The organism is Ewingella americana (assembly GCF_006438725.1).
Lineage (GTDB): Bacteria > Pseudomonadota > Gammaproteobacteria > Enterobacterales > Enterobacteriaceae > Ewingella > Ewingella americana_A.
In genome coordinates this window covers 285,178-307,277 of record NZ_RCZD01000005.1, presented here as the reverse complement: position 1 = coordinate 307,277, position 22,100 = coordinate 285,178, and the positions used below count along the sequence as shown (strand labels likewise).

The 22,100-nt window shown below is 53.3% G+C and carries 17 protein-coding genes; 9 read left to right on the top strand and 8 right to left on the bottom strand.

Going from position 1 to position 22,100, the window contains the following annotated elements; genetic code table 11:
* Window positions 1–106: 106 nt before the first annotated feature.
* Both rapA and rluA read left to right on the top strand, forming a co-directional pair.
* Window positions 107–3,004 (top strand): RNA polymerase-associated protein RapA, encoded by a 2,898-nt coding sequence (gene rapA, locus EAH77_RS11485; RefSeq protein WP_140472729.1) that lies wholly within the window; start codon window positions 107–109, stop codon window positions 3,002–3,004.
* Between the two features lie 72 nt (window positions 3,005–3,076).
* Entirely contained in the window at window positions 3,077–3,778 is a 702-nt protein-coding gene (gene rluA / locus EAH77_RS11480) for a bifunctional tRNA pseudouridine(32) synthase/23S rRNA pseudouridine(746) synthase RluA (RefSeq protein ID WP_140472727.1), read from the top strand.
* 78 nt (window positions 3,779–3,856) lie between these two features.
* Here the strand turns inward: rluA and djlA are convergent, their stop codons facing one another.
* On the bottom strand, window positions 3,857–4,675 hold the full coding sequence (gene djlA / locus EAH77_RS11475) for a co-chaperone DjlA (protein WP_140472725.1): 819 nt from the start codon (window positions 4,673–4,675) through the stop codon (window positions 3,857–3,859).
* Window positions 4,676–4,857: 182 nt separating this feature from the next.
* Here djlA and lptD point away from each other — a divergent pair, with 182 nt between their 5' ends.
* From lptD to apaH, 6 genes are all read left to right on the top strand, one after another.
* Window positions 4,858–7,233: an LPS assembly protein LptD gene (lptD, locus tag EAH77_RS11470; protein ID WP_140472723.1), complete on the top strand. Its 2,376-nt coding sequence runs from the start codon at window positions 4,858–4,860 to the stop codon at window positions 7,231–7,233.
* Between the two features lie 66 nt (window positions 7,234–7,299).
* Window positions 7,300–8,595 carry a peptidylprolyl isomerase SurA gene (gene surA, locus EAH77_RS11465; RefSeq protein WP_140472721.1) on the top strand — a complete coding sequence of 432 codons (1,296 nt, stop codon included), beginning with the start codon at window positions 7,300–7,302 and terminating at the stop codon, window positions 8,593–8,595.
* Window positions 8,585–9,592: a 4-hydroxythreonine-4-phosphate dehydrogenase PdxA gene (pdxA, locus tag EAH77_RS11460; RefSeq protein WP_140472719.1), complete on the top strand. Its 1,008-nt coding sequence runs from the start codon at window positions 8,585–8,587 to the stop codon at window positions 9,590–9,592. Before surA ends, pdxA begins: the two co-directional genes overlap by 11 nt.
* A gap of 5 nt (window positions 9,593–9,597) precedes the next feature.
* Entirely contained in the window at window positions 9,598–10,428 is an 831-nt protein-coding gene (gene rsmA / locus EAH77_RS11455; protein WP_140472717.1) for a 16S rRNA (adenine(1518)-N(6)/adenine(1519)-N(6))-dimethyltransferase RsmA, read from the top strand.
* Window positions 10,429–10,497: 69 nt separating this feature from the next.
* A complete protein-coding gene (gene apaG / locus EAH77_RS11450; protein ID WP_140472715.1) occupies window positions 10,498–10,875 on the top strand; it encodes a Co2+/Mg2+ efflux protein ApaG in 378 nt (125 codons plus the stop codon).
* A 5-nt stretch (window positions 10,876–10,880) separates the two neighbouring features.
* On the top strand, window positions 10,881–11,735 hold the full coding sequence (gene apaH, locus EAH77_RS11445) for a bis(5'-nucleosyl)-tetraphosphatase (symmetrical) ApaH (protein WP_140472713.1): 855 nt from the start codon (window positions 10,881–10,883) through the stop codon (window positions 11,733–11,735).
* 71 nt (window positions 11,736–11,806) lie between these two features.
* On the opposite strand, the gene folA is transcribed toward apaH, so the two are convergent.
* From folA to EAH77_RS11430, 3 genes are all read right to left on the bottom strand, one after another.
* Window positions 11,807–12,295 carry a type 3 dihydrofolate reductase gene (folA, locus tag EAH77_RS11440; RefSeq protein WP_140472711.1) on the bottom strand — a complete coding sequence of 163 codons (489 nt, stop codon included), beginning with the start codon at window positions 12,293–12,295 and terminating at the stop codon, window positions 11,807–11,809.
* A gap of 354 nt (window positions 12,296–12,649) precedes the next feature.
* Complete coding sequence (locus EAH77_RS11435) at window positions 12,650–13,114, bottom strand: threonine/serine exporter (protein WP_161985792.1); 465 nt, start codon at window positions 13,112–13,114, stop codon at window positions 12,650–12,652.
* The gene (locus EAH77_RS11430; RefSeq protein WP_140472707.1) at window positions 13,111–13,905 is read right to left on the bottom strand and encodes a threonine/serine ThrE exporter family protein; all 795 of its coding nucleotides are present in this window, start codon (window positions 13,903–13,905) and stop codon (window positions 13,111–13,113) included. Before EAH77_RS11430 ends, EAH77_RS11435 begins: the two co-directional genes overlap by 4 nt.
* Window positions 13,906–14,021: 116 nt before the next feature.
* Between EAH77_RS11430 and EAH77_RS11425 the strand changes: the two genes are divergently transcribed.
* Complete coding sequence (locus tag EAH77_RS11425) at window positions 14,022–14,636, top strand: LysE family translocator (protein ID WP_140472705.1); 615 nt, start codon at window positions 14,022–14,024, stop codon at window positions 14,634–14,636.
* A gap of 82 nt (window positions 14,637–14,718) precedes the next feature.
* Here the strand turns inward: EAH77_RS11425 and kefC are convergent, their stop codons facing one another.
* The 4 genes from kefC to carA all read right to left on the bottom strand — a co-directional run bounded on the left by kefC (window position 14,719) and on the right by carA (window position 21,647).
* Window positions 14,719–16,572: a glutathione-regulated potassium-efflux system protein KefC gene (gene kefC / locus EAH77_RS11420; protein ID WP_140472703.1), complete on the bottom strand. Its 1,854-nt coding sequence runs from the start codon at window positions 16,570–16,572 to the stop codon at window positions 14,719–14,721.
* Window positions 16,559–17,119 (bottom strand): glutathione-regulated potassium-efflux system oxidoreductase KefF, encoded by a 561-nt coding sequence (gene kefF / locus EAH77_RS11415; RefSeq protein ID WP_140472701.1) that lies wholly within the window; start codon window positions 17,117–17,119, stop codon window positions 16,559–16,561. The genes kefC and kefF overlap by 14 nt, the downstream gene beginning before the upstream one ends.
* Window positions 17,120–17,254: 135 nt before the next feature.
* On the bottom strand, window positions 17,255–20,479 hold the full coding sequence (carB, locus tag EAH77_RS11410; protein ID WP_140472699.1) for a carbamoyl-phosphate synthase large subunit: 3,225 nt from the start codon (window positions 20,477–20,479) through the stop codon (window positions 17,255–17,257).
* A gap of 16 nt (window positions 20,480–20,495) precedes the next feature.
* Entirely contained in the window at window positions 20,496–21,647 is a 1,152-nt protein-coding gene (carA, locus tag EAH77_RS11405; RefSeq protein ID WP_140472697.1) for a glutamine-hydrolyzing carbamoyl-phosphate synthase small subunit, read from the bottom strand.
* Window positions 21,648–22,100 lie beyond the last annotated feature (453 nt).

Below are 22,100 nucleotides of genomic sequence, written 5' to 3'. Positions count from 1 at the left end.
GGCGAGGAAAGAAAACTATTGCCCAAGCGTTAGTAGAGGCATAGCAAGCATTGCGCAGTCGCCGTCGCAGTTGCCATATATAGAGCAAACAACACAGAGAGAGATTATGCCGTTTACATTGGGTCAACGCTGGATAAGCGATACGGAAAGCGAATTAGGTCTAGGCACTATCGTCGCGATTGATACGCGTATGGTGACCCTGCTTTTCCCCGCCACCGGTGAAAACCGCCTGTATGCCCGTCATGATTCCCCGATCACCCGCGTGATGTTCAATACCGGTGATACCATCAGTTGCCACGAAGGCTGGCAATTGCTGGTTGCAGAAGTCATTGAGGATAAAGGGTTGTTGACCTATGTGGGCACCCGCACGGACACCGAAGAAACCGGTGTGTCGATGCGTGAAGTGCTGCTCGACAGCAAACTGACGTTCAGCAAACCGCAGGACCGCCTTTTCGCTGGTCAGATTGACCGCATGGACCGTTTTGCCCTGCGTTTTCGCGCCCGTAAATATCAGCGCGAACAGTTCCGTCTGGAGTTCGGCGGCCTGCGCGGCATGCGCGCCAGCCTGATCCCCCACCAGTTACATATCGCTTATGAAGTCGGTCAGCGTCATGCGCCACGCGTTTTACTGGCTGATGAAGTCGGTCTGGGTAAAACCATCGAAGCCGGGATGATCATCCATCAGCAACTGCTTTCTGGCCGCGCCGAACGCGTGCTGATCGTGGTGCCTGAAACGCTGCAACACCAATGGCTGGTCGAAATGCTGCGCCGCTTCAACCTGCGTTTCTCCCTGTTTGATGACGACCGCTACGCAGAATCGCTGCATGACGCCACCAACCCGTTTGAAACTGAGCAGTTGGTTATCTGCTCTCTGGACTTTGTGCGCCGCAATAAGTCCCGACTGGAACAGCTGGTTGATGCTGAGTGGGACATGCTGGTGGTCGATGAAGCTCACCATCTGGTGTGGAGCGAAGAAGCACCAAGCCGTGAATATCAGGTGATCGAGCAACTCTCCCAGCAGATCCCAAGCGTACTGTTATTGACCGCGACGCCGGAGCAACTGGGCCAGCAAAGCCACTTCGCCCGTCTGCGTTTGCTCGACCCGGACCGTTTCCACGATTATGAAGAATTTATTCACGAACAGCAGCAGTATCAGCCGGTGGCCGATGCCGTCACATTGTTGCTCAATAAAGAGCCACTGACGCAGGAGGCGCTGACGCTGCTCGGTGAAAGCGTCGGCAATGCGGATACGGAAACCCTGCTGAAAGCGGCTAACAACGGCGACGAAGCCGCGGCTAAACAGCTGGTTGCCATGCTAATGGACCGCCACGGCACCAGCCGCGTGCTGTTCCGTAATACCCGTAACGGTGTGAAAGGTTTCCCCGATCGTCATTTGCATGCAGTAAAACTGCCGCTGCCGACCCAGTATCAAACGGCCATCAAAGTCTCCGGCATTATGAGCGCGAAGAAAACCATGGAAGCCCGCGCTTACGACATGCTTTACCCGGAGCAGATTTATCAGGAGTTTGAAGGCGACAACGCCACCTGGTGGAACTTCGACCCACGCGTCGAATGGCTGCTCGGTTACCTGACCAACAACCGCGATGAGAAAGTGCTGGTGATTTGCGCCAAAGCGGCCACTGCGCTGCAACTGGAGCAGGTTCTGCGCGAGCGTGAAGCTATCCGCGCCGCCGTATTCCACGAAGGCTTATCCATTATTGAGCGTGACCGTGCGGCGGCCTATTTTGCCTCGCAGGAAGATGGCGCTCAGGTGCTGCTGTGTTCTGAAATCGGCTCTGAAGGCCGTAACTTCCAGTTCGCCAGCAAGATGGTGATGTTCGACCTGCCGTTCAACCCTGATCTGCTCGAGCAGCGCATCGGGCGTCTGGACCGCATCGGCCAACTCAATAATATCGACATCATGGTGCCTTACCTTGAGCAGACCGCGCAGGCGGTGCTGGTTCGCTGGTTCAACGAAGGGCTGGACGCTTTCGAACATACCTGCCCGACCGGACGTACGATTTATGACAGCGCTTACGAGCAACTGATTGCCTTCCTCGCCACGCCAAACGAGCAGGAAGGTCTGGATGAGTTCATCATGGAGTGCCGCAGCAAACATGATGCGCTGAAGCTGGAACTGGAAAACGGCCGTGACCGCCTGCTGGAGATGCACTCCAACGGTGGCGAAGCGGCTCAACGGCTGGCGAAAGAGATCGGCGAGCAGGATAACGACGTTAATCTGGTGAATTTCGCGCTGAACCTGTTCGATATCGTCGGCATTAATCAGGAAGATCGCAGCGATAACCTGATCGTCCTGACACCGTCCGATCACATGCTGGTGCCTGATTTCCCTGGCCTGCCGGAAGATGGCTGCACCGTGACGTTCAACCGTGAACAGGCGCTGTCGCGTGAAGATACTCAGTTCATCAGTTGGGAACACCCGATTGTGCGCAATGGTCTGGATCTGATCCTCTCCGGCGATACCGGCAGCTGTGCGGTTTCCATTCTGAAAAATAAAGCGTTGCCGGCCGGCACGCTGCTGGCGGAGCTGATCTATGTGGTCGAGTGTCAGGCACCTAAGCATCTGCAGCTGACCCGCTTCCTGCCACCGACCCCGGTGCGCATGCTGATAGACAGCAAAGGCACCAATCTGGCGGCACAGGTAGAGTTTGAAAGCTTCAACCGCCAGCTCAATGCCATCAACCGCCATAACTCCAGCAAGCTGGTGAATGCGGTACAGGCTGACGTTCATACCATGCTGCAACGTGCTGAGCCGCAGATTGCCGATGAGGCGCGCGTGCTGATTGAAGCGGCGAAAGTGGACGCCGATGTTCAGCTCAGCCAAGAGCTGGCACGTCTGAAAGCGCTGAAAGAGGTCAACCCAAATATTCGTGATGATGAACTGGAAGCGATAGAATCAAACCGTATACAGGTTCTGGCTAATCTGAATGAAGCAAGTTGGCGTCTGGACGCTATTCGTCTGGTCGTCGTCAGCCATCAGTAATGTCAGCACAGAGGCAGGTTTCCCCTGCCTCTCTTTTCTCACTTTGATGACAACAGACTCGTGAAATCCGCTATGAGCGAAAACCAGCCCGCACCTTATCAACCGTCCAATACCCGCCCTCTGGAAGATTATCATCCGCCAACCGATCCCTGGTTGCAGGTGTTGTTTCAGGATGAACACATCATGGTGGTCAATAAGCCCAGCGGATTGTTGTCGGTGCCGGGTAAAGCGGCGGAACATCAGGACAGCCTGATGACACGGATTCAGCGCGATTATCCCGATGCAGAATCCGTGCATCGTCTGGATATGTCCACCAGCGGCGTGATGGTTGCTGCACTGACGAAAGAAGCCGAGCGTGAGCTTAAGCGCCAGTTCCGCGAGCGTGAAACCAAGAAGGTCTATATCGCACGGGTCTGGGGGCATATGGCGGAGGATTACGGCATCATCGATCTGCCGCTGATTTGCGACTACCCCAACCGCCCTAAACAGAAGGTGTGTCACGAGACGGGCAAAAAAGCGCTGACGCAATATGAAGTGATGTCATGGGACGACGACGGCACCACGCGGATCAGACTGCGGCCGATCACCGGGCGTTCCCATCAGTTGCGTGTGCATCTGCTGGCACTCGGCCACCCGATTCTGGGCGATAAATTTTATGCCCCGCACGACGCGCTGGTGATGGTTCCGCGTTTGCAACTGCATGCGCAGGAGCTGTCGTTCTATCATCCGATCACCGATGAACCGCTAGTGTTCAACTGCGAGCCAGACTTTTAAAGTCAGTTGCGAAAAATAATAGAACGAAATAAGGCGCTGAATTCAGCGCCTTTGGTTTTTTTAGACGAGGCGAAAAGGCTACTTGAAGCCTTTTTCTTTCTTAATTAAGTCATACGCTGCCTGAATCGACTGCGCTTTTTCCTTCGCCATTTCCATCATTTCCGGCGGCAAACCCTTCGCCACCAGTTTGTCCGGATGGTGCTCACTCATCAGCTTGCGGTAGGCGCGTTTGATCGTCGTACCCTCATCGGACGGGCTGACGCCCAGCACTTTACAAGCATCCGCCAGCGTCGGGCCTTGCGCCGCCTGACGGTAACCGCCTTGCGAATAGTGCCCTTGCTGACCGCCACCAAATTGCTGACCGCCCTCCATCATGCTAAGGAACTGGTCAAACTGCTGGCGTGAAATCCCCAACTCTTCGGCAATGACATACAGCACCTGACGTTCATTGGGATGCAATGAACCATCGGCAAAAGCCGCCTGGATCTGAATTTCCAGAAAAGTTCGGATTAAATCAAAACGCCCGAAGCAAACACCGCGTAATTCACGCATTTTATCGCGCAGCGGATAGCTTGACTCTTTGCCGACCTGGAAAGCACGCTGAGCCGCATTACGGTTTTCACCATGCAATTGCATGCGGTCCATATACAGGCTGGCAATCTGAATGTCGGCTTCGGTCACTCTCCCTTTCGATTTTGTTAAATGCCCCATCACCTCAAAGGTGGTGCGGAAAAAAAGTGTTTGTCTTGTCTGCTGATCGGCAAAATAACCGCGGCTCTTGACCGAGCGCGCTTTGTCGAACATATGCCCAACCAACAGCCCTATTACGATTCCCCAGAACCCCACACCAGACATTAAGCCCAGCATAAGACCGAGCAGCTTTCCCCAATACTGCATATACTCCTCAATTCACCATGGCGTCGTCGAAAAATTGCTTTATCATAACCGGCATTTACCGTTGTGCCTAACGGCGACAATAATTACCGGTTGGATTTAACACTAGCGCAACGATGACGAGTGATATAGTCTCTGACCGTTTGCCGGCATGATGCCTCTGATGACGGAACACCATTTTACGTATGAAAAACAGACGTCTGAAAACTCGCTTCCCCACGCTGCTGGCCACCACGATCTGGACGGCCCTATACAGCCATGGGGCTTTCGCCGATCTCGCTGCGCAATGTATGCTTGGCGTTCCAACCTATGATAAACCGCTGGTTACCGGCGACCCGAATAAACTTCCCGTTCATATTCAAGCTGACCAGGCCACCGGGAACTACCCGGACAATGCCCTGTTTAGCGGAAAAGTTAACGTCGAGCAGGGTAATGCTACCCTTGATGCCGACCAGGTTCAGCTGAATCAGATCGCGAACCCTGGACAGGCCACACCGACTCGCACCGTGACGGCGACCGGTAACGTTAAATACAATGACAATCAAGTCAAGCTCAACGGCCCGAAAGGTTTCTCGAACCTGACAACCAAAGATACCGACGTGGAAAACGGCGATTATCAGATGGTCGGCCGTCAGGGGCGTGGCGTTGCAGATAAAATGAAGCAGCGTGATAGCAACCGTTACACCATTCTTGATAACGGGACATTTACCTCCTGCTTGCCCGGTGATAACAGTTGGAGCGTAGTTGGCTCGCAGATCATCGAAGACCGCCAGGAAGAAGTGGCTGAGATCTGGAATGCCCGTTTCCACATCGGGCCGGTGCCAGTGTTTTACAGCCCGTATATGCAGTTGCCTATTGGGAATAAGCGTCGCTCCGGCTTCCTGATCCCGAACGCCAACTACAGCAGCAACAATGGCTTTGGTGTCACTGTCCCCTATTACTGGAACATTGCGCCTAACTACGACGCCACCATCACGCCGAATTACATGAGTAACCGTGGTCTGCAACTGCAGAATGAATTCCGTTACCTGACCGTTGCCGGTGCCGGTATGATGGAGTTCGACTACCTCGGTGACGATAAGAAAATCGATGATGAATACGTTAAGAGTGAAGGCCGCACCAGCGATCAAACCAAGCGCTGGATGTACTATTGGGCCCACTCAGGCGTGGTGGATCAAGTTTGGCGCTTTAACGTCGACTACACTAAGGTCAGTGACCCCTATTACTTCACCGATTTTGACTCCAAATATGGCTCGACCACCGATGGCTATGCGGCGCAGAAATTCAGCGTCGGCTATGCCAATGAAAACTGGGATGCGACCTTAGCCAGCAAGCAATTCCAAATATTCAGTGGCTATGACACCGGTAACGTTTACCGTGCCATGCCGCAATTCGACGTCAATTATTATAAAAATGATCTCGGCCCGTTTGACCTTCATATCTACAGCCAGGCTGTGAAGTTTACCAACGTCAATCCGGATCAGCCTGATGCAGTACGGTTACACTTAGAGCCAACCCTGAGCCTGCCATTAAGCAACAGCCTGGGTAGTCTGAATAATGAAGTCAAATTGATGACGACCCATTATCAGCAGGATATTCCTGATGCTTACTTCGTTGCCAATCCAGACTCCAAACTGAAAAATACGGTTAACCGTACGATGCCAGAGTTCAAAAGCGACGGTAAAATGGTGTTTGAACGCACCATGGACTGGGATCAAGGTTTCACGCAAACCCTCGAACCTCGGGCACAATACCTTTACATCCCTTACCGTGATCAGAGTTCAATCAATACCTATGACTCGACGTTATTACAGTCTGACTATACTGGCCTGTTCCGCGATAAGAGCTACAGCGGCCTGGACCGCATCGCTTCTGCCAATCAGGTAGCCAGTGGTTTGACGACGCGTATTTATGATGATGGCCTGGTTGAGCGCTTCAATGCCTCTCTTGGCCAGATTTATTACTTTACGCCTCCACGTACTGGCGATCAGAACAGTGCGCTGGATAAAAGTGACGACACCGGTAGCCTGGTATGGGCCGGTGATTCCTACTATAAAATCAATGATTTCTGGGGTGTCCGCGGTGGCGCACAGTATGACACTCGCCTTGACGCCCTGGCGCTTGGTGATGCTGTACTGGAATACCGCGGTGATTCAGAAAAAATGGTGCAGTTGAGCTACCGTTATGCCAGCCCGGAGTATATTCAGGCTACGCTGCCTCAGGTGACTAACCCTGGCTATCAGAATGGGATTTCGCAGGTCGGTGGGATTGCCAGCTGGCCGATCGCTGACCGTTGGGCGATTGTCGGAGCCTATTATTACGACATCAAAGCGCAGCAATCGGCCGATCAGTTACTGGGTCTGCAATACAATACTTGCTGTTGGGCGGTTAACTTGGGGTACGAGCGTAAAATCACGACTTACGACTTAACCAAATCCGAAAGCAAGTATGACAACAAGATTTCATTCAACATTGAACTTCGTGGCCTGAGCGGTAATCATAGCCTCGGGACCAATGAAATGTTGGCCAGCGGCATACTGCCTTATCAACGTGCTTTCTAAACCAGACGATATGTTGAACTCAGTGAACTTGCATCCGCAATTGCGGATTAAACAAATGGAAAAAGTATGAAGAACTGGAGAACCCTTCTCCTCGGCGTAACGCTTTGTGCCAGCACCGCGTTTGCAGCTCCACAAGAGGTTGATAAAGTGGCCGCCGTGGTCGATAACGGCGTGGTCCTGGAAAGTGATGTCACAAGTCTGATGCAGTCGGTTAAACAGCAGGCAAAAGAGGCCAATCAGCAATTGCCTGACGACGCCACGCTGCGCCATCAGATCCTCGATCGTTTGATCATGGATAACATCCAGTTGCAGATGGCCAATAAAATGGGCATCAAACTGACTGATGAAGATGTTGATAAAGCCATTGCCGGCATTGCAGCACAAAACAAACTGACCGTTGATCAAATGCGCAGTCGTCTGGCCTATGACGGTCTGAACTACAGCACTTACCGTGCCCAGATCCGCAAAGAGATGATGATCAGCGAAGTCCGTAACAGTGAAGTTCGTCGACGTGTGACGGTGTTGCCACAAGAAGTGGATGCACTGGCGAAGCAGGTTGGCGCGCAAAACGGTGGCAGCGCTGAGTTTAACCTCAGCCATATCCTGCTTCCTTTGCCGGAAAACCCGACACAGGACCAGGTGGATACCACTGAAGCACTGGCGAAAAAAGTGATGGGAGAACTCAATAATGGTGCTGACTTCGGCAAAATGGCCATCACCTACTCTGCTGACTCCCAGGCGCTGAAAGGCGGCAACATGGGTTGGGGTAAACTGCAGGAGCTGCCGTCGCTGTTTGCTCAGGCACTAAGCACTGCGCAGAAAGGCCAGATTATTGGTCCTATTCGCTCCGGTGTAGGCTTCCATATTCTGAAAGTGAACGATATCCGTGGCGACAACAAAACCGTCTCAGTGACAGAAATTCATGCACGCCACATCCTGCTGAAACCTTCCGTGGTGATGACGGACGATCAGGCGAGAGCTAAACTTGAGCAAGTTGCTGCTGATATCCGCAGTGGTAAAGCTAATTTTGCTGATGAAGCGAAACAGCTTTCTCAGGATCCCGGTTCTGCCAATCAGGGCGGCGATTTAGGTTGGGCGTCTCCTGACATGTATGATCCTGCGTTCCGTGAAGCGCTGATCAACCTGAAGAAAGGCCAGCTCAGTGCACCCGTACATTCTTCCTTCGGCTGGCACTTGATTGAAGTGCTCGACACCCGTCAGGTTGATAAAACTGATGCTGCCCAGAAAGAACGTGCGTACCGGATGCTGTTCAACCGCAAATTCTCTGAAGAAGCTCAGACCTGGATGCAGGAACAGCGTGCCAATGCGTACGTGAAAATTATGGACGGTAATGGGAAATAATACTTCCGTGACGAAATCTGTGGTCATCACCCCCGGCGAGCCAGCCGGGGTTGGGCCGGATCTGGTACTTGCTCTGGCTCAGCAGGCGTGGCCTGTTGAGCTGGTAGTGTGTGCAGATCCGGCTTTATTGCTTGAGCGGGCCGCTGTTTTGGGTCTGAAAATTCAGCTTCGCGACTACCAGCCAGGCGTCCCACCTCAGCCTCAGGCTGCCGGTACCCTGACCGTGTTGCCCGTCACCACCGCCGAGCCAGTCACACCCGGCCAGTTGAACATGGCAAACAGCGCCTACGTAGTGCAAACGTTGGCCCGTGCCTGTGACGGTGCTATCCAAGGCGAGTTTGCAGCCCTCGTGACCGGCCCGGTACAGAAAAGTATTATCAATGACGCGGGCATTCCGTTTATTGGGCATACCGAATTCTTTGCCGATCGCAGCCACTGCGATCGCGTAGTGATGATGCTGGCCACCGAAGAGTTACGCGTTGCATTGGCGACCACGCATCTGCCACTCTCCGCCGTGCCTGCCGCGATAACCCGTCAAAGCCTGCACGAAGTGATCACTATTTTACATCATGATCTCCAGACCAAATTTGGCATCCGTGATCCGCAAATCTACGTGTGTGGTCTTAATCCGCACGCCGGTGAAGGCGGCCACATGGGGCATGAAGAGATCGACACCATCATTCCTGCACTGGAAGCGCTGCGTCAGCAAGGCATCAGCCTCATCGGCCCGTTGCCTGCGGATACGCTTTTCCAGCCTAAATATCTGCAACACGCTGACGCCGTATTATCGATGTATCACGATCAGGGCCTTCCGGTGCTAAAATATCAGGGATTCGGTCGCGCAGTGAATATCACTCTCGGCCTGCCCTTTATTCGGACCTCCGTTGATCACGGCACCGCCCTTGAACTTGCTGCTACCGGCACCGCCGATGCAGGCAGTTTCAAGACAGCAATAAATCTCGCCATTCGCATGGCAAACACCAGTAATGATAAATAACTACAATGAATAATCGTGTACACCAAGGCCACTTTGCCCGTAAACGTTTTGGGCAAAACTTTTTAACCGATCAGTTTGTTATCGACAGCATTGTATCGGCCATTCATCCTATGCCGGGTCAGGCGGTCGTCGAGATCGGTCCCGGTCTGGCAGCATTGACGGAGCCGGTTGCTTCACGCCTCGACAGCATGACAGTTATCGAGATTGACCGTGATTTAGCAGCGCGTCTGGAAAATAATCCCAAGATGCAGGGTAAACTGCGGGTTATCCAGTCCGATGCCATGAAGGTTGATTTCGGTGAGCTTTCCAAAGAGCTTGGACAGCCGCTGCGCGTGTTCGGTAATTTGCCGTATAACATCTCCACCCCGTTAATGTTCCATCTTTTTCTTTATACCAATGCCATTAGTGACATGCATTTCATGTTGCAAAAGGAAGTGGTTAACCGTCTGGTTGCCGGGCCGAACAGCAAGGCATTTGGCCGTTTAAGCATTATGGCGCAGTATTACTGCAACATTATTCCGGTACTTGAAGTGCCACCGGAATCCTTTACACCAGCGCCAAAAGTTGACTCAGCCGTGGTGCGATTGATCCCACATGCGACCATTCCATACCCGGTAGATGACATCAGAATTTTGAGCCGTCTGACCACCGATGCCTTTAACAAGCGTCGTAAAACGGTGCGCAATAGTCTTGGCCACTTGTTCACACCAGAGCAAATGACCGAACTCGGCCTTGATTTGCAAATGCGCGCAGAAAACATTTCTGTTGAGCAATACTGCAAACTGGCTAACTGGTTATCGACCCGGCCGAAAGCGTCTGAACCGAAGCCGGAATAATAATTTCATAGACCCAAACCTTTCGAGTTGCCATTTTATCGAAGGGTGAAGGGGATAGGGAGTAACGCCATGCTTGATTCACCTCGCGTCAGTGTTCAGGTGCAAAGTGTCTACATAGAGTCACAGTCGATACCTGATGAAGAGCGTTTTGTCTTCGCTTACACGATTACCATACGCAATGTGGGGCGTTTCAATGTGCAGTTGCTCCGCCGTTACTGGCTGATAACCAACAGTAATGGACGTCAGACTGAAGTTCAGGGTGAAGGTGTGGTGGGTCAACAACCCCTCATTCTGCCCGGTAGTGAATTTCACTATACCAGCGGTGCTGTTCTTGAAACGCCGCTGGGTACAATGGAAGGTCATTACGAAATGGTCGCAGAGAACGGTGAACCGTTCCGCGTGCCTATCCCTGTTTTTCGCCTCGCGATCCCAACGCTGATTAATTAATCCTCATGTCGACATATCTTATTGGTGACGTTCATGGCTGTATCGATGAACTTAAAGCGCTATTGGCGCAGGCAGACTTTGATCCGCAGCATGACTGTTTATGGCTGACGGGCGATCTCGTCGCGCGAGGCCCCAGCTCACTTGAAGTGCTGCGTTTTGTCAGCAGTTTAGGGGATTCCGTGCGCATGGTGCTCGGTAATCATGACCTGCATCTGTTGGCCATCTATGCAGGGATCAGCTTCAACAAACCGAAAGATCGTCTTAATCCGCTGCTCGCAGCTGAAGATGCCGACGAGCTCATCAACTGGTTGCGACGCCAGCCGGTGTTACAGGTTGACGAAGAGCTTAAGCTGGTGATGGCCCACGCGGGTATCACGCCGCAGTGGGATTTGGAAACAGCACAAATATGCGCACGTGAAGTGGAAGCGGTATTAAGCAGCGATACCTACCCACTTTTCCTCGATGCCATGTATGGCGACATGCCGAATAACTGGTCGCCAGAACTGAGCGGCCTGGCACGGTTGCGTTTCAGTACCAATGCCCTCACGCGTATGCGCTACTGCTTCCCGAGCGGTCAGCTCGATATGATCTGCAAAGACACGCCAGATAACGCACCGCGACCGCTTAAACCGTGGTTTGATATTGAAAGCCCAATCCTCCAGGCAGGCTACAGCATTGCTTTCGGTCATTGGGCATCGCTCGAAGGCAAAGGTACGCCAGAAGGTGTCTACGCGCTGGATACCGGCTGTTGCTGGGGTGGCGTTATGACCATGGTGCGTTGGGAAGACAAGGCCTGGTTTACTCAGCCTTCCAGCCGAAACAGTGAGAAAGAGCCGGCTCAGGCACCCAAGGCGTCCTGAAGTATTCTGCGTTCTCTGGACATGCAAAAGGCACCTGAAAAGGTGCCTTTTGATTGGACCAGGCTGCGGAATTAATCCCGGTTGCGATCCAAAATTTCAAAGCAATAACCGTGAGAGTTCTGCGCATCGGCATCGTGGAATTCGCTGAACGTGCTTTCCCATTGATCAGGTTCGTAATCCGGGAATTGCGTGTCCCCTTCCACTTCGGCATCAATGTGTGTCAGATATAAACGGTCGGCACGATCCAGGAACTGTTCATACACGCGGCCACCGCCCATCACCATGACTTCCTCAACGTCGCCCGCAGCAGCAATCGCCGCGTCAACGGAGCTTACCCAGGTCACGCCATCGTGGGTACCTGGATTTGAACTGATGACGATATTTAAACGGCCAGGTAAAGGACGGCCAATAGAGTCGAACGTTTTGCGTCCCATGATGACCGGTTTGTTCAGCGTATTGCGCTTAAACCAAGCCAGGTCAGCCGGTAAATGCCAAGGCATGGCGTTTTCCATGCCAATAACGCGATCCGTCGCCAGTGCGGCGATCAGGCTGATAATCATTGTGAGGCCCTGTATTAATGTAGAGTTTACCCTCGATAATTCGAGTTGCAGGAAGGCTGTAAACGAAGGCCAAACCGGTCAGGAACCGATTCAAACAACGTTTGTGCAACGTGAAATATGACGGATAAATTGTGACCCGAAAAAGTGCTGACACTATACGGAAAGCCCCTCAAGCCGTCGATAGGGATAGTCACACTGTGCACAGATATAAGACGGCTCTCATCAATGCGTGATTTATCCTCATGAAAACTTCGAGGATGACCGGAAAGCCATCCCAGAACAGGGGAATATTCCCCATAATACGATATATTAAACTGTTGCCTATGCGTGTTTTCTGACCCTGTACAGTGCGGCTTACACCCCGGGGCGTTTACGGTACAGCCACAGCCCAGGCAGTGATAAACCAATCGAAAGCGCACCGACGATAAAGCTGGCCTTCAGGAAATTGGTAATGACGCTGGACATCAGCACCTCGGTGTAACCAAGATGCGAAATTTCCACCACCGAAATCATCGCAGTATAGGCTGAGATGCCGGGAAACATCGGGATCACGGCAGCGACAGTAAAGACTTTGGGGTGCGCCAGCAGCCAGCGCGACCAGTGGATACCAATCACGCCCACCAGTATAGCCGCCAGTAGCGAAGCCCATTCAACATTGAAACCTGTTTGCATCATCAGCATACGGGAACCATGCCCCAGCGCTCCCAGCAGTGCACAATAGCGCAGCGCACGTGGCGGAACGTTAAATACCATGGCAAAGCCCAACGCCGGCACCGCTGCCAGCAACATATCCTGAACCAACGCCCACAACAGACTCATTTCCATCCCTGTAGTCCCCACAACGACATCGCCATCACCACGCCGATACAGGTCGCCAGCGTCAATAAGCTGGCCATAGTCCAGCGCGCCAACCCGGTATTCACGTGGCCTTTGAACATATCAGCCACGGCATTAATCAATGGGAAACCAGGGACCAGCAGTAAAACGCTGGCAGCCATCGCCACGCTGGAGGCATGGCTGAACATATTCAGCTTGAGCAATAAACCAGAAATGGAAGTGGCGACAAATGCAGTACAGCAGAAGTTGAGCAGCGGGTGTGTCTGGCGAATGGTCAGAGTCTGGCGCACCGCCATCGCCACGCCACTGGCTAACAGTGTGACAAGACAAGCGTCCCAACCGCCGCCGTTGAGTCTACAAAAACAGGCACAGGAAAGCGCCACCATCAGAATCATCAACCAGCGCGGGTAACGTAGCGGCTTGATGTTTCTCAGCCGCTTGGCGACCAGAGAGCTTTCAAGCAAGCGGTGTTCGGCCATAATCACGATATGCTGTACCTCGGTCACCACATGCATATTGATACCGCGATCGGTATTTTTGCGCGTCGATGTCAGGCAATGGCCCGCACTGATCGTACTTAGCACCACGGCGTTGGCGGAAATCGAACTTTCGACATTGTCCATGCCAAGCGCTATACCCAACCGAGCCGACAGTTGCTCAACCAGCATACTTTCTGCGCCGTGCTGCAACAGCATCAGTGCACATTCAATGCACAGGCGGGTTATTTCCCGCTGATAACTCACGGTCGGGCTTTCAATGACAGATGCTTGCATAACGTAGTGCGCCTCGTTGAACCCTGCAAAAAAAACCGGCAAGTGTGATACGCGTCGACAGGATTGGCGTATGATGCCGCCTTATTTCGTTCTGAACATTGACGACGGTTACTTTCATGCTTGAAACCTCCCTGTTTATTGCCAGCATCGCTTTCCTTGGCATGCTTTCACCCGGCCCGGACTTCTTCCTGGTGATCAAAAATGCGGCGCGCTACCCACGTATGGCGGCGCTGACCACCTCGCTGGGTGTGATTTGCGGCGTGATCACCCACATGTCTTACTGTGTCGCAGGTCTTGCCGTGGTGATCACCACCACGCCCTGGTTATTTGGCCTGCTGAAATATGTCGGCGCGGCTTACCTGATTTGGATAGGGATTCAGGCTCTGTTTTCCCGTACCAACAGCAAGATGAATCTCGACGGACTGGAGCAAAAGCAGGTCAAACTGCGAACCGCCTTTGCACAGGGTTATTTATGTAACCTGCTGAATCCAAAAGCGACCCTGTTCTTTTTGGCGATGTTCACGCAGGTCCTACAGGTTAACTCCAGTCTGGGTGAAAAACTGTGGTACGCGTCGATCATTGTAGGTCTGTCCGTAATTTGGTGGCCGCTGTTGGCGCTGCTGATCCAAAGTGCGCCCGTACGCCGCGGGTTGGCTAAGGCACAGAAAATCATCGACAAACTGCTGGGTGGCGTGCTGATCGGTTTAGGCATTAAAGTGGCACTGAGCTGATCTCCGGCCATTTTCCCCAGCGATAAAAAACGGGCGGTGCTTTCGCTGCCGCCCGGATATCTCTTCCTGTATTTACTGCGTTTTATCCTTTAGCTTCAATGACTTCCTTCTCCGGCGCCTTGCCGTCAATACTGCCGCGCCAACCCTGCTGCTGCCCGGAGGCCAGACGCTCCTGATCCTGCTCAATGGCTGCACTGAGCATATCTTTTGCTCGTTGCATACTGGCAATACGGAATTCGGTATCTTCATAATTTTCCAGCGTCGCCTCGAGCATTTTCATATTATAGCGACGGAACAAATCAGCCTTCTCGCGCGCCTCGTAGGCATCCAGCCCCAGCAGCTCCAGCGTTTCGCGCCCAACGCGCAGTGAGCCTTCGAACAGCTCGCGCTCTGGCGCGTCCACACCCAACTGACGAAGTTGATACCAGTGATCAACATCACGGGCTCGGGCGATAATTTTCAGGTTAGGGAAGTGTTCTTTCGCCAGCGCCGTCAGTTGCAGGTTGGCCTCAACGTCATCGATGGCATTGATCAGCACTTTGGCATTCGCTGCCCCGGCCGATTCGAGAAGATCAACGCGCGTGGCATCACCATAAAAGACTTTAGTGCCGAATTTTCGCAGCGTTTCGATGTGGTCAGGGTCGTGGTCCAATACCACGGTGTGCACATTATTGGCCAGTAACAAGCGCCCGGCTATCTGACCAAAACGGCCAAATCCCGCGATAATGACCTGCGCGTTTTCCTCGTCAATGGTGTCCTGTGGCCGGTCATCTTTCGGTGCATTACGTTCAAGACGTGCCGCCAGCACCAGCAGCAATGGGGTGACAGCCATCGACAGCGCCACCGCCAGCGTCAGCGCTTTCGCCCATTCGCCGGGTAATACCCCGGCCATTTGCGCGGCGCTGAAAATCACGAAGGCAAATTCACTGCCCTGCCCGATTAAGATAGCGAACAGCCCGCGCTGTTTTTTTGGTACGCCGAGCCACGGCGCAACCAGCCAGAGCAGCGCCGCCTTTAGCGCCATAAAACCGGCCAGCAATGTGGCAATCAGCAACGGTTGATGAATCAGCGTGCCAAAGTCGATAGACATGCCCACGCCGATAAAGAACAGACCGAGCAGCAAGCCTTTGAACGGCTGAATATCGCTCTCCAGCGCATGGCGGTATTCGGAACTCGCCAACATCACACCCGCCAGAAATGCCCCCATCGCCATCGACAGACCGGCCATTTCGAGCAAAATGCCAAAGCCAAACACCAGAAACAGTGCCACGGCACTGAACACTTCGCGCATGCCGGAACGCGCCACGAAGTGCAGCAGAGGACGCGTAACATAACGACCCAGTAGCACGACCACGGTCAGCGCCCCGAGCACTTTCGCTGCCGAAAGACCAAAGCTCGCGAGTGTTGTGGCCTCACCGGTACTGGCCAGCAGGGGGATCATCGCCACTAAGGGGATCGCGGCGATATCCTGAAACAGCAACACGGCAAACGCGCTGCGACCAATAGGTGATGGCGTCAAGCTGCGTTCGCTCATGGCCTGCATGGCGATGGCCGTTGAAGAGAGCCCCAGCGTCAGTCCAATCAACAGCGCAATTTTCCAGTCGAGGCCGAGCAGATAGCAAAACAAACTGAGTACCAGCCCGCACCCTACCATCTGCATACTGCCGCCACCAAAGACTGAGGCACGTAGCGTCCAGAGTCGTTTAGGATCCAGTTCCAGGCCGATGATAAACAACATCAGCACCACGCCGATTTCCGCAAAAGCCAGAATCGATTCGGCATCCGATACCAACTTCAGCCCCCACGGACCAATAATGCATCCGGCGATCAAATAGCCAAGCACCGAACCCAAACCGAGACGCACGGCGATCGGCACAAACAGCGCGGCGGAGCCAAGGTAAATCAGCCCCTCAATCATCAGATTATGGTTGTCCATAGTTGACCTCAGGTGCGCAGCCCTCTTTCAAACGCAGGCAAGCGGACAACCGCCTGCGATACTCTTCACCAGCCGCTTTCAGCGCGACTTCATCGCAGATGAAAGTGTTATGCACCGCAAAATAGGGCTGCCACTGCATGCCGCAATAGACTGCCGTCGCCTGCAAAGGCTGCGCCAGTACGTCAAAGCTCGGATGATCACCCAGTTCAAAATGATGCTCGTTACCGCCGGTGGTAACGGCCCACAGGCAGTGTTTCCCCTTCAGCGCGTTGCCTTCATGGCCGTATGCCCAACCGTGCTCCAGCACTTTGTCTATCCATAATTTCAGCAGCGGCGGCAGGCCGTACCACTGAATCGGATGCTGGAACACCACCAGATCGGCCCGTTCAACGGCCTTCTGTTCAGCGCTGATATCAATATTGAAATCAGGGTAGAGGTCATACAACGAGCGGACTTCAATGCCGGGTAAATCCTGGACAGCCAACAGCAGTCCCTGATTAGCCCGCGAATGGCGCGGATAGGGGTGGGCATAAATGATGAGAATCATGCAGGTCTCTTATTTTATTTTATTTACTTCAGCATACGCAATTTTCTGCTTTCAGGTAAAAAGCTGGACGTATAAAAAGAAAAAGGCGCAGCTTGCGCCACGCCTTTGTCACTATTTCAGCGGTCAATTATGCCATCAGCCTTTGATTTTGGCGTGCATCTCTTGTACCGACGTGACTTGCTCTGTCGGGTCAGAAGAGAGCGCCATCGCGGTGGCAAAGCCGCCGTTCAGCGTGGTGTCATAATGTACTTTGTACTGCAGGGCGCTGCGGCGGATCAGTTTGGAATCCTCAATCGCCTGACGTCCGGCAGTGGTATTGACGATATAAACGTATTCACCGTTTTTGATGCGGTCCTGAATGTGCGGACGGCCTTCATGCACCTTGTTCACCAGGCGCGGATTTATCCCCGCTTCACCCAGCACCACCGCGGTACCGTGAGTCGCGTCCAGCTCGAAACCGCGTTTAAGCAGCTTGGCGGCCAGATCCACTACGCGGGCTTTGTCGCCGTCACGTACCGATAACAGCGCACGACCGGCTTTCTTCATGCCAGAGTTGCTCCCCAGCTGTGCTTTGGCAAAGGCTTCGGCGAAGGTGCGACCGACCCCCATCACTTCCCCGGTAGAGCGCATTTCTGGCCCTAAGATTGGGTCAACGCCAGGGAATTTGTTGAACGGCAGTACCACTTCTTTCACCGAGTAATACGGTGGGATCACCTCTTTGGTCATCCCCTGCTGCGCCAGTGTCTGACCCACCATGACGCGAGCCGCCACTTTCGCAAGCGGTACGCCCGTGGCTTTAGAGACAAACGGCACGGTACGTGCGGCACGCGGGTTAACTTCAATCAGGTAGACTTCGTTGTTCTTGACCGCAAACTGCACGTTCATCAGACCACGAACGCAAAGTTCAAACGCCAGTTTCTCAACCTGCTGGCGCATGACGTCCTGGATTTCCTTGCTCAGCGTGTAGCACGGCAGGGAACAGGCGGAGTCACCGGAGTGAACGCCCGCTTGCTCAATGTGTTCCATGATGCCGCCAATCAGTACGCGCTCGCCATCACAGATGGCGTCAACGTCCACTTCTACCGCATCATCAAGGAAGCGGTCGAGCAGCACGGGTGCATCGTTGGAGACGCTAACGGCATTCTGGAAGTAACGGCGCAGGTCGATTTCGTCATACACGATTTCCATCGCGCGGCCACCCAGTACATAAGACGGGCGCACCACCAGCGGATAACCCAGACCTGCAGCTTTCTCAACGGCTTGTTCAATGGTTGAAACCGTGGCATTCGCCGGTTGTTTCAGCCCCAGACGGTGAACCGCCTGCTGGAAACGTTCGCGGTCTTCGGCGCGGTCAATGGCGTCCGGGCTGGTACCGATAATCGGCACACCGGCAGCTTCCAGTTCGCGGGCCAGTTTCAATGGCGTCTGGCCACCGTACTGGACGATCACGCCTTTCGGCTGCTCGATACGCACGATCTCCAGCACGTCTTCCAGCGTGACAGATTCGAAGTACAGGCGGTCGGAGGTATCGTAGTCCGTTGAAACCGTCTCAGGGTTACAGTTAACCATGATGGTTTCGTAACCGTCTTCACGCAGCGCCAGTGAAGCATGTACGCAGCAGTAGTCGAACTCAATGCCCTGACCGATACGGTTAGGACCGCCGCCCAGCACCATGATTTTTGGCTTGTCATTGGTCGGATTGGATTCGCACTCTTCTTCATACGTCGAGTACATGTAAGCGGTATCAGTTGAGAATTCCGCCGCGCAGGTATCCACACGTTTGTAGACCGGATGCAGATTGTATTTCTGACGCAGCTTGCGCACTTCGCCTTCAGAAACACCCACCAGGGTTGCCAGACGCAGGTCAGCAAAGCCTTTGCGTTTAAGCATACGCAGGTATTCCGGCGTCAGGATGTTGAAGCCACCTTCAGCGACTTCGTTTTCCAGTTTCACCAGCTCTTCAATCTGCACCAGGAACCAGCGGTCCACGTTGGTCAGGTTGAAGATGCCGTCAACGGACAACCCGGCGCGGAAGGCGTCGGCGATGTACCAGATACGCTCAGCACCTGCTTCTTTCAGCTCGCGACGGATTTTGGTCAGCGCTTCCGGGTCATCGAGGCTGACTTTCGGGTCAAATCCGCTGACACCCACTTCCAGACCGCGCAACGCTTTTTGCAGGGATTCCTGCTGCGTACGGCCAATCGCCATGACTTCGCCGACAGATTTCATCTGCGTGGTCAGACGGTCATTGGCACCGGCAAATTTTTCGAAGTTGAAGCGAGGGATTTTAGTCACGACGTAGTCGATGGACGGTTCGAACGAGGCCGGAGTTTTGCCGCCGGTGATGTCGTTCATCAGCTCATCGAGGGTGTAACCGACGGCCAGCTTAGCCGCCACTTTAGCAATCGGGAAACCGGTCGCTTTCGAGGCCAGCGCAGAGGAGCGTGATACGCGCGGGTTCATTTCGATAACAATCAGGCGGCCGTTTTTCGGGTTGACCGAGAACTGCACGTTGGAGCCACCGGTTTCTACGCCGATCTCACGCAGTACCGCCATCGAGGCGTTACGCATGATTTGATATTCTTTGTCGGTCAGGGTCTGCGCCGGGGCGACGGTGATGGAGTCACCGGTATGAATGCCCATCGCGTCGAAGTTTTCAATCGAGCAGACAATGATGCAGTTGTCGTTTTTATCACGCACCACTTCCATCTCGTACTCTTTCCAGCCAATCAGCGACTCATCAATCAGCAGCTCTTTGGTTGGCGAAAGATCCAGACCACGTTCGCAAATCTCTTCAAACTCTTCACGGTTGTACGCGATACCACCACCGGTGCCGCCCATAGTGAATGATGGGCGGATAATGCACGGGAAGCCTACATCAGCGGCAACCGCCAGCGCTTCTTCCATATTGTGAGCAATGCCTGAGCGCGCGGTATCGAGGCCGATTTTTTTCATCGCCACGTCGAAACGGCGGCGGTCTTCGGCTTTATCAATAGCGTCTGCGGTGGCACCAATCATGGTGACGCCGAATTCAGCCAGTACGCCTTTACGCTCCAGCTCAAGGGCACAGTTCAGCGCAGTCTGGCCGCCCATGGTCGGCAGCACGGCGTCGGGGCGCTCTTTTTCGATGATCTTGCGCACAACTTCCCAGGTGATGGGTTCGATGTAAGTCGCATCGGCCATGTCCGGGTCAGTCATGATGGTGGCAGGATTGGAGTTAACCAGAATGACGCGGTAGCCCTCTTCACGCAGGGCTTTACAGGCCTGGGCCCCCGAATAGTCAAACTCACAGGCCTGACCGATAACAATCGGGCCGGCGCCAAGGATCAGGATGCTTTTTATGTCTGTACGTTTTGGCATTTTTTATTCGCTCCTGTTATTTGGCGTTATTTGTACGAAAAGCTTCAATCAGTTCGATGAAGTGATCAAACAGTGGCGCGGCGTCGTGCGGCCCTGGGCTGGCTTCAGGGTGGCCCTGGAAGCTGAATGCCGCTTTATCGGTGCGATGAATCCCCTGAACCGTATGGTCGAACAGTGATTTGTGCGTTACGCGCAAATGGGTCGGCAGGTTTTCTTCATCAACCGCGAAACCGTGGTTCTGCGCGGTGATCATCACCACGTTATTATCGAGATCTTTCACCGGATGGTTGCCGCCGTGATGGCCGAGCTTCATCTTCAAGGTCTTAGCACCGCTGGCCAATGCCAGTAACTGATGGCCAAGACAGATGCCAAACACCGGGATATCCGTTTCGAGGAAGGCTTTGATGGCGTCGATGGCATAATCACACGGCTCCGGGTCGCCCGGTCCGTTGGAGAGGAAAATACCGTCTGGATTCAACTTCAGGACGTCTTCTGCCGGAGTCTGTGCCGGTACTACCGTCAGGCGGCAGCCGCGGTCCACCAGCATGCGCAGGATGTTGCGCTTAGCGCCGTAATCGTAGGCCACCACGTGGAATGGCAACTCTTCTTCTTTTTTCGCTTCCGGTAGCTCGCCTTCAAGTGTCCAACTGCCTTGCTGCCAGCTGTACGCTTCCTGCGTAGTGACTTCTTTTGCCAAATCCATGCCTTTCAGACCCGGGAAGGCTTTAGCCTTCTCCAGTGCCAGAGCGGCATCAACGGAATCACCGGCAATAATGCAGCCGTTTTGCGCGCCTTTCTCACGCAGTACGCGGGTCAGTTTGCGGGTATCGATATCAGCGATAGCAACAATGTTGTGGCGTTTGAGGTAATCCGAGAGGTTTTCTGTACTGCGGTAGTTGCTGGCAATAAGAGGTAAATCGCGGATAACCAGGCCCTGAGCGTGTACTGCGGAGGATTCTTCATCAGCAGCGTTAGTGCCGACATTGCCGATATGGGGATAAGTAAGGGTGACGATCTGGCGGGAATAGGAGGGATCAGTAAGAATTTCTTGATAGCCGGTCATCGACGTATTGAAGACCACTTCCCCCACTGCCGTACCCTCTGCCCCGATGGCCCGACCGTGGAATTGGGTTCCGTCTTCCAGAACCAATAGCGCTGACTTTATCAAAGCATCCTCCAGGAATAAACAATCATATTATTTGCATATTAATTCAGATTAACCGCTCTAAATCAATGCAAAAATCATCCCCGAAGACAATTTTCGGCAAATTGGGCGCATTCTAATGATGGCCGTCCGGTTTGTCTACCAAAAGCACCATTATTTATCTCTATTTTGCTGAACTCAGTGAAAACAGGGGGCCACTGCCACGAAAGAGCAGACTATCTTCCCATGGTAAACGTTTGCGATGGCTTTTGTCTGATAAATGCAGAAAAATTCGAAATGTTAATCGAGGAGAACCAGGCTGCGGCTATTTTTTCGCCGTCACGGTCATAAAAATCGAGGAAATAAGGCATAAAAAACAGTTTTATTCATAAAAACAACTGAAGTGGATATAAAAACAAAAAAAAGAAAAGGACAATCAAGGAATTGCCCTTTTATCAAAACATTATGACCAAAACA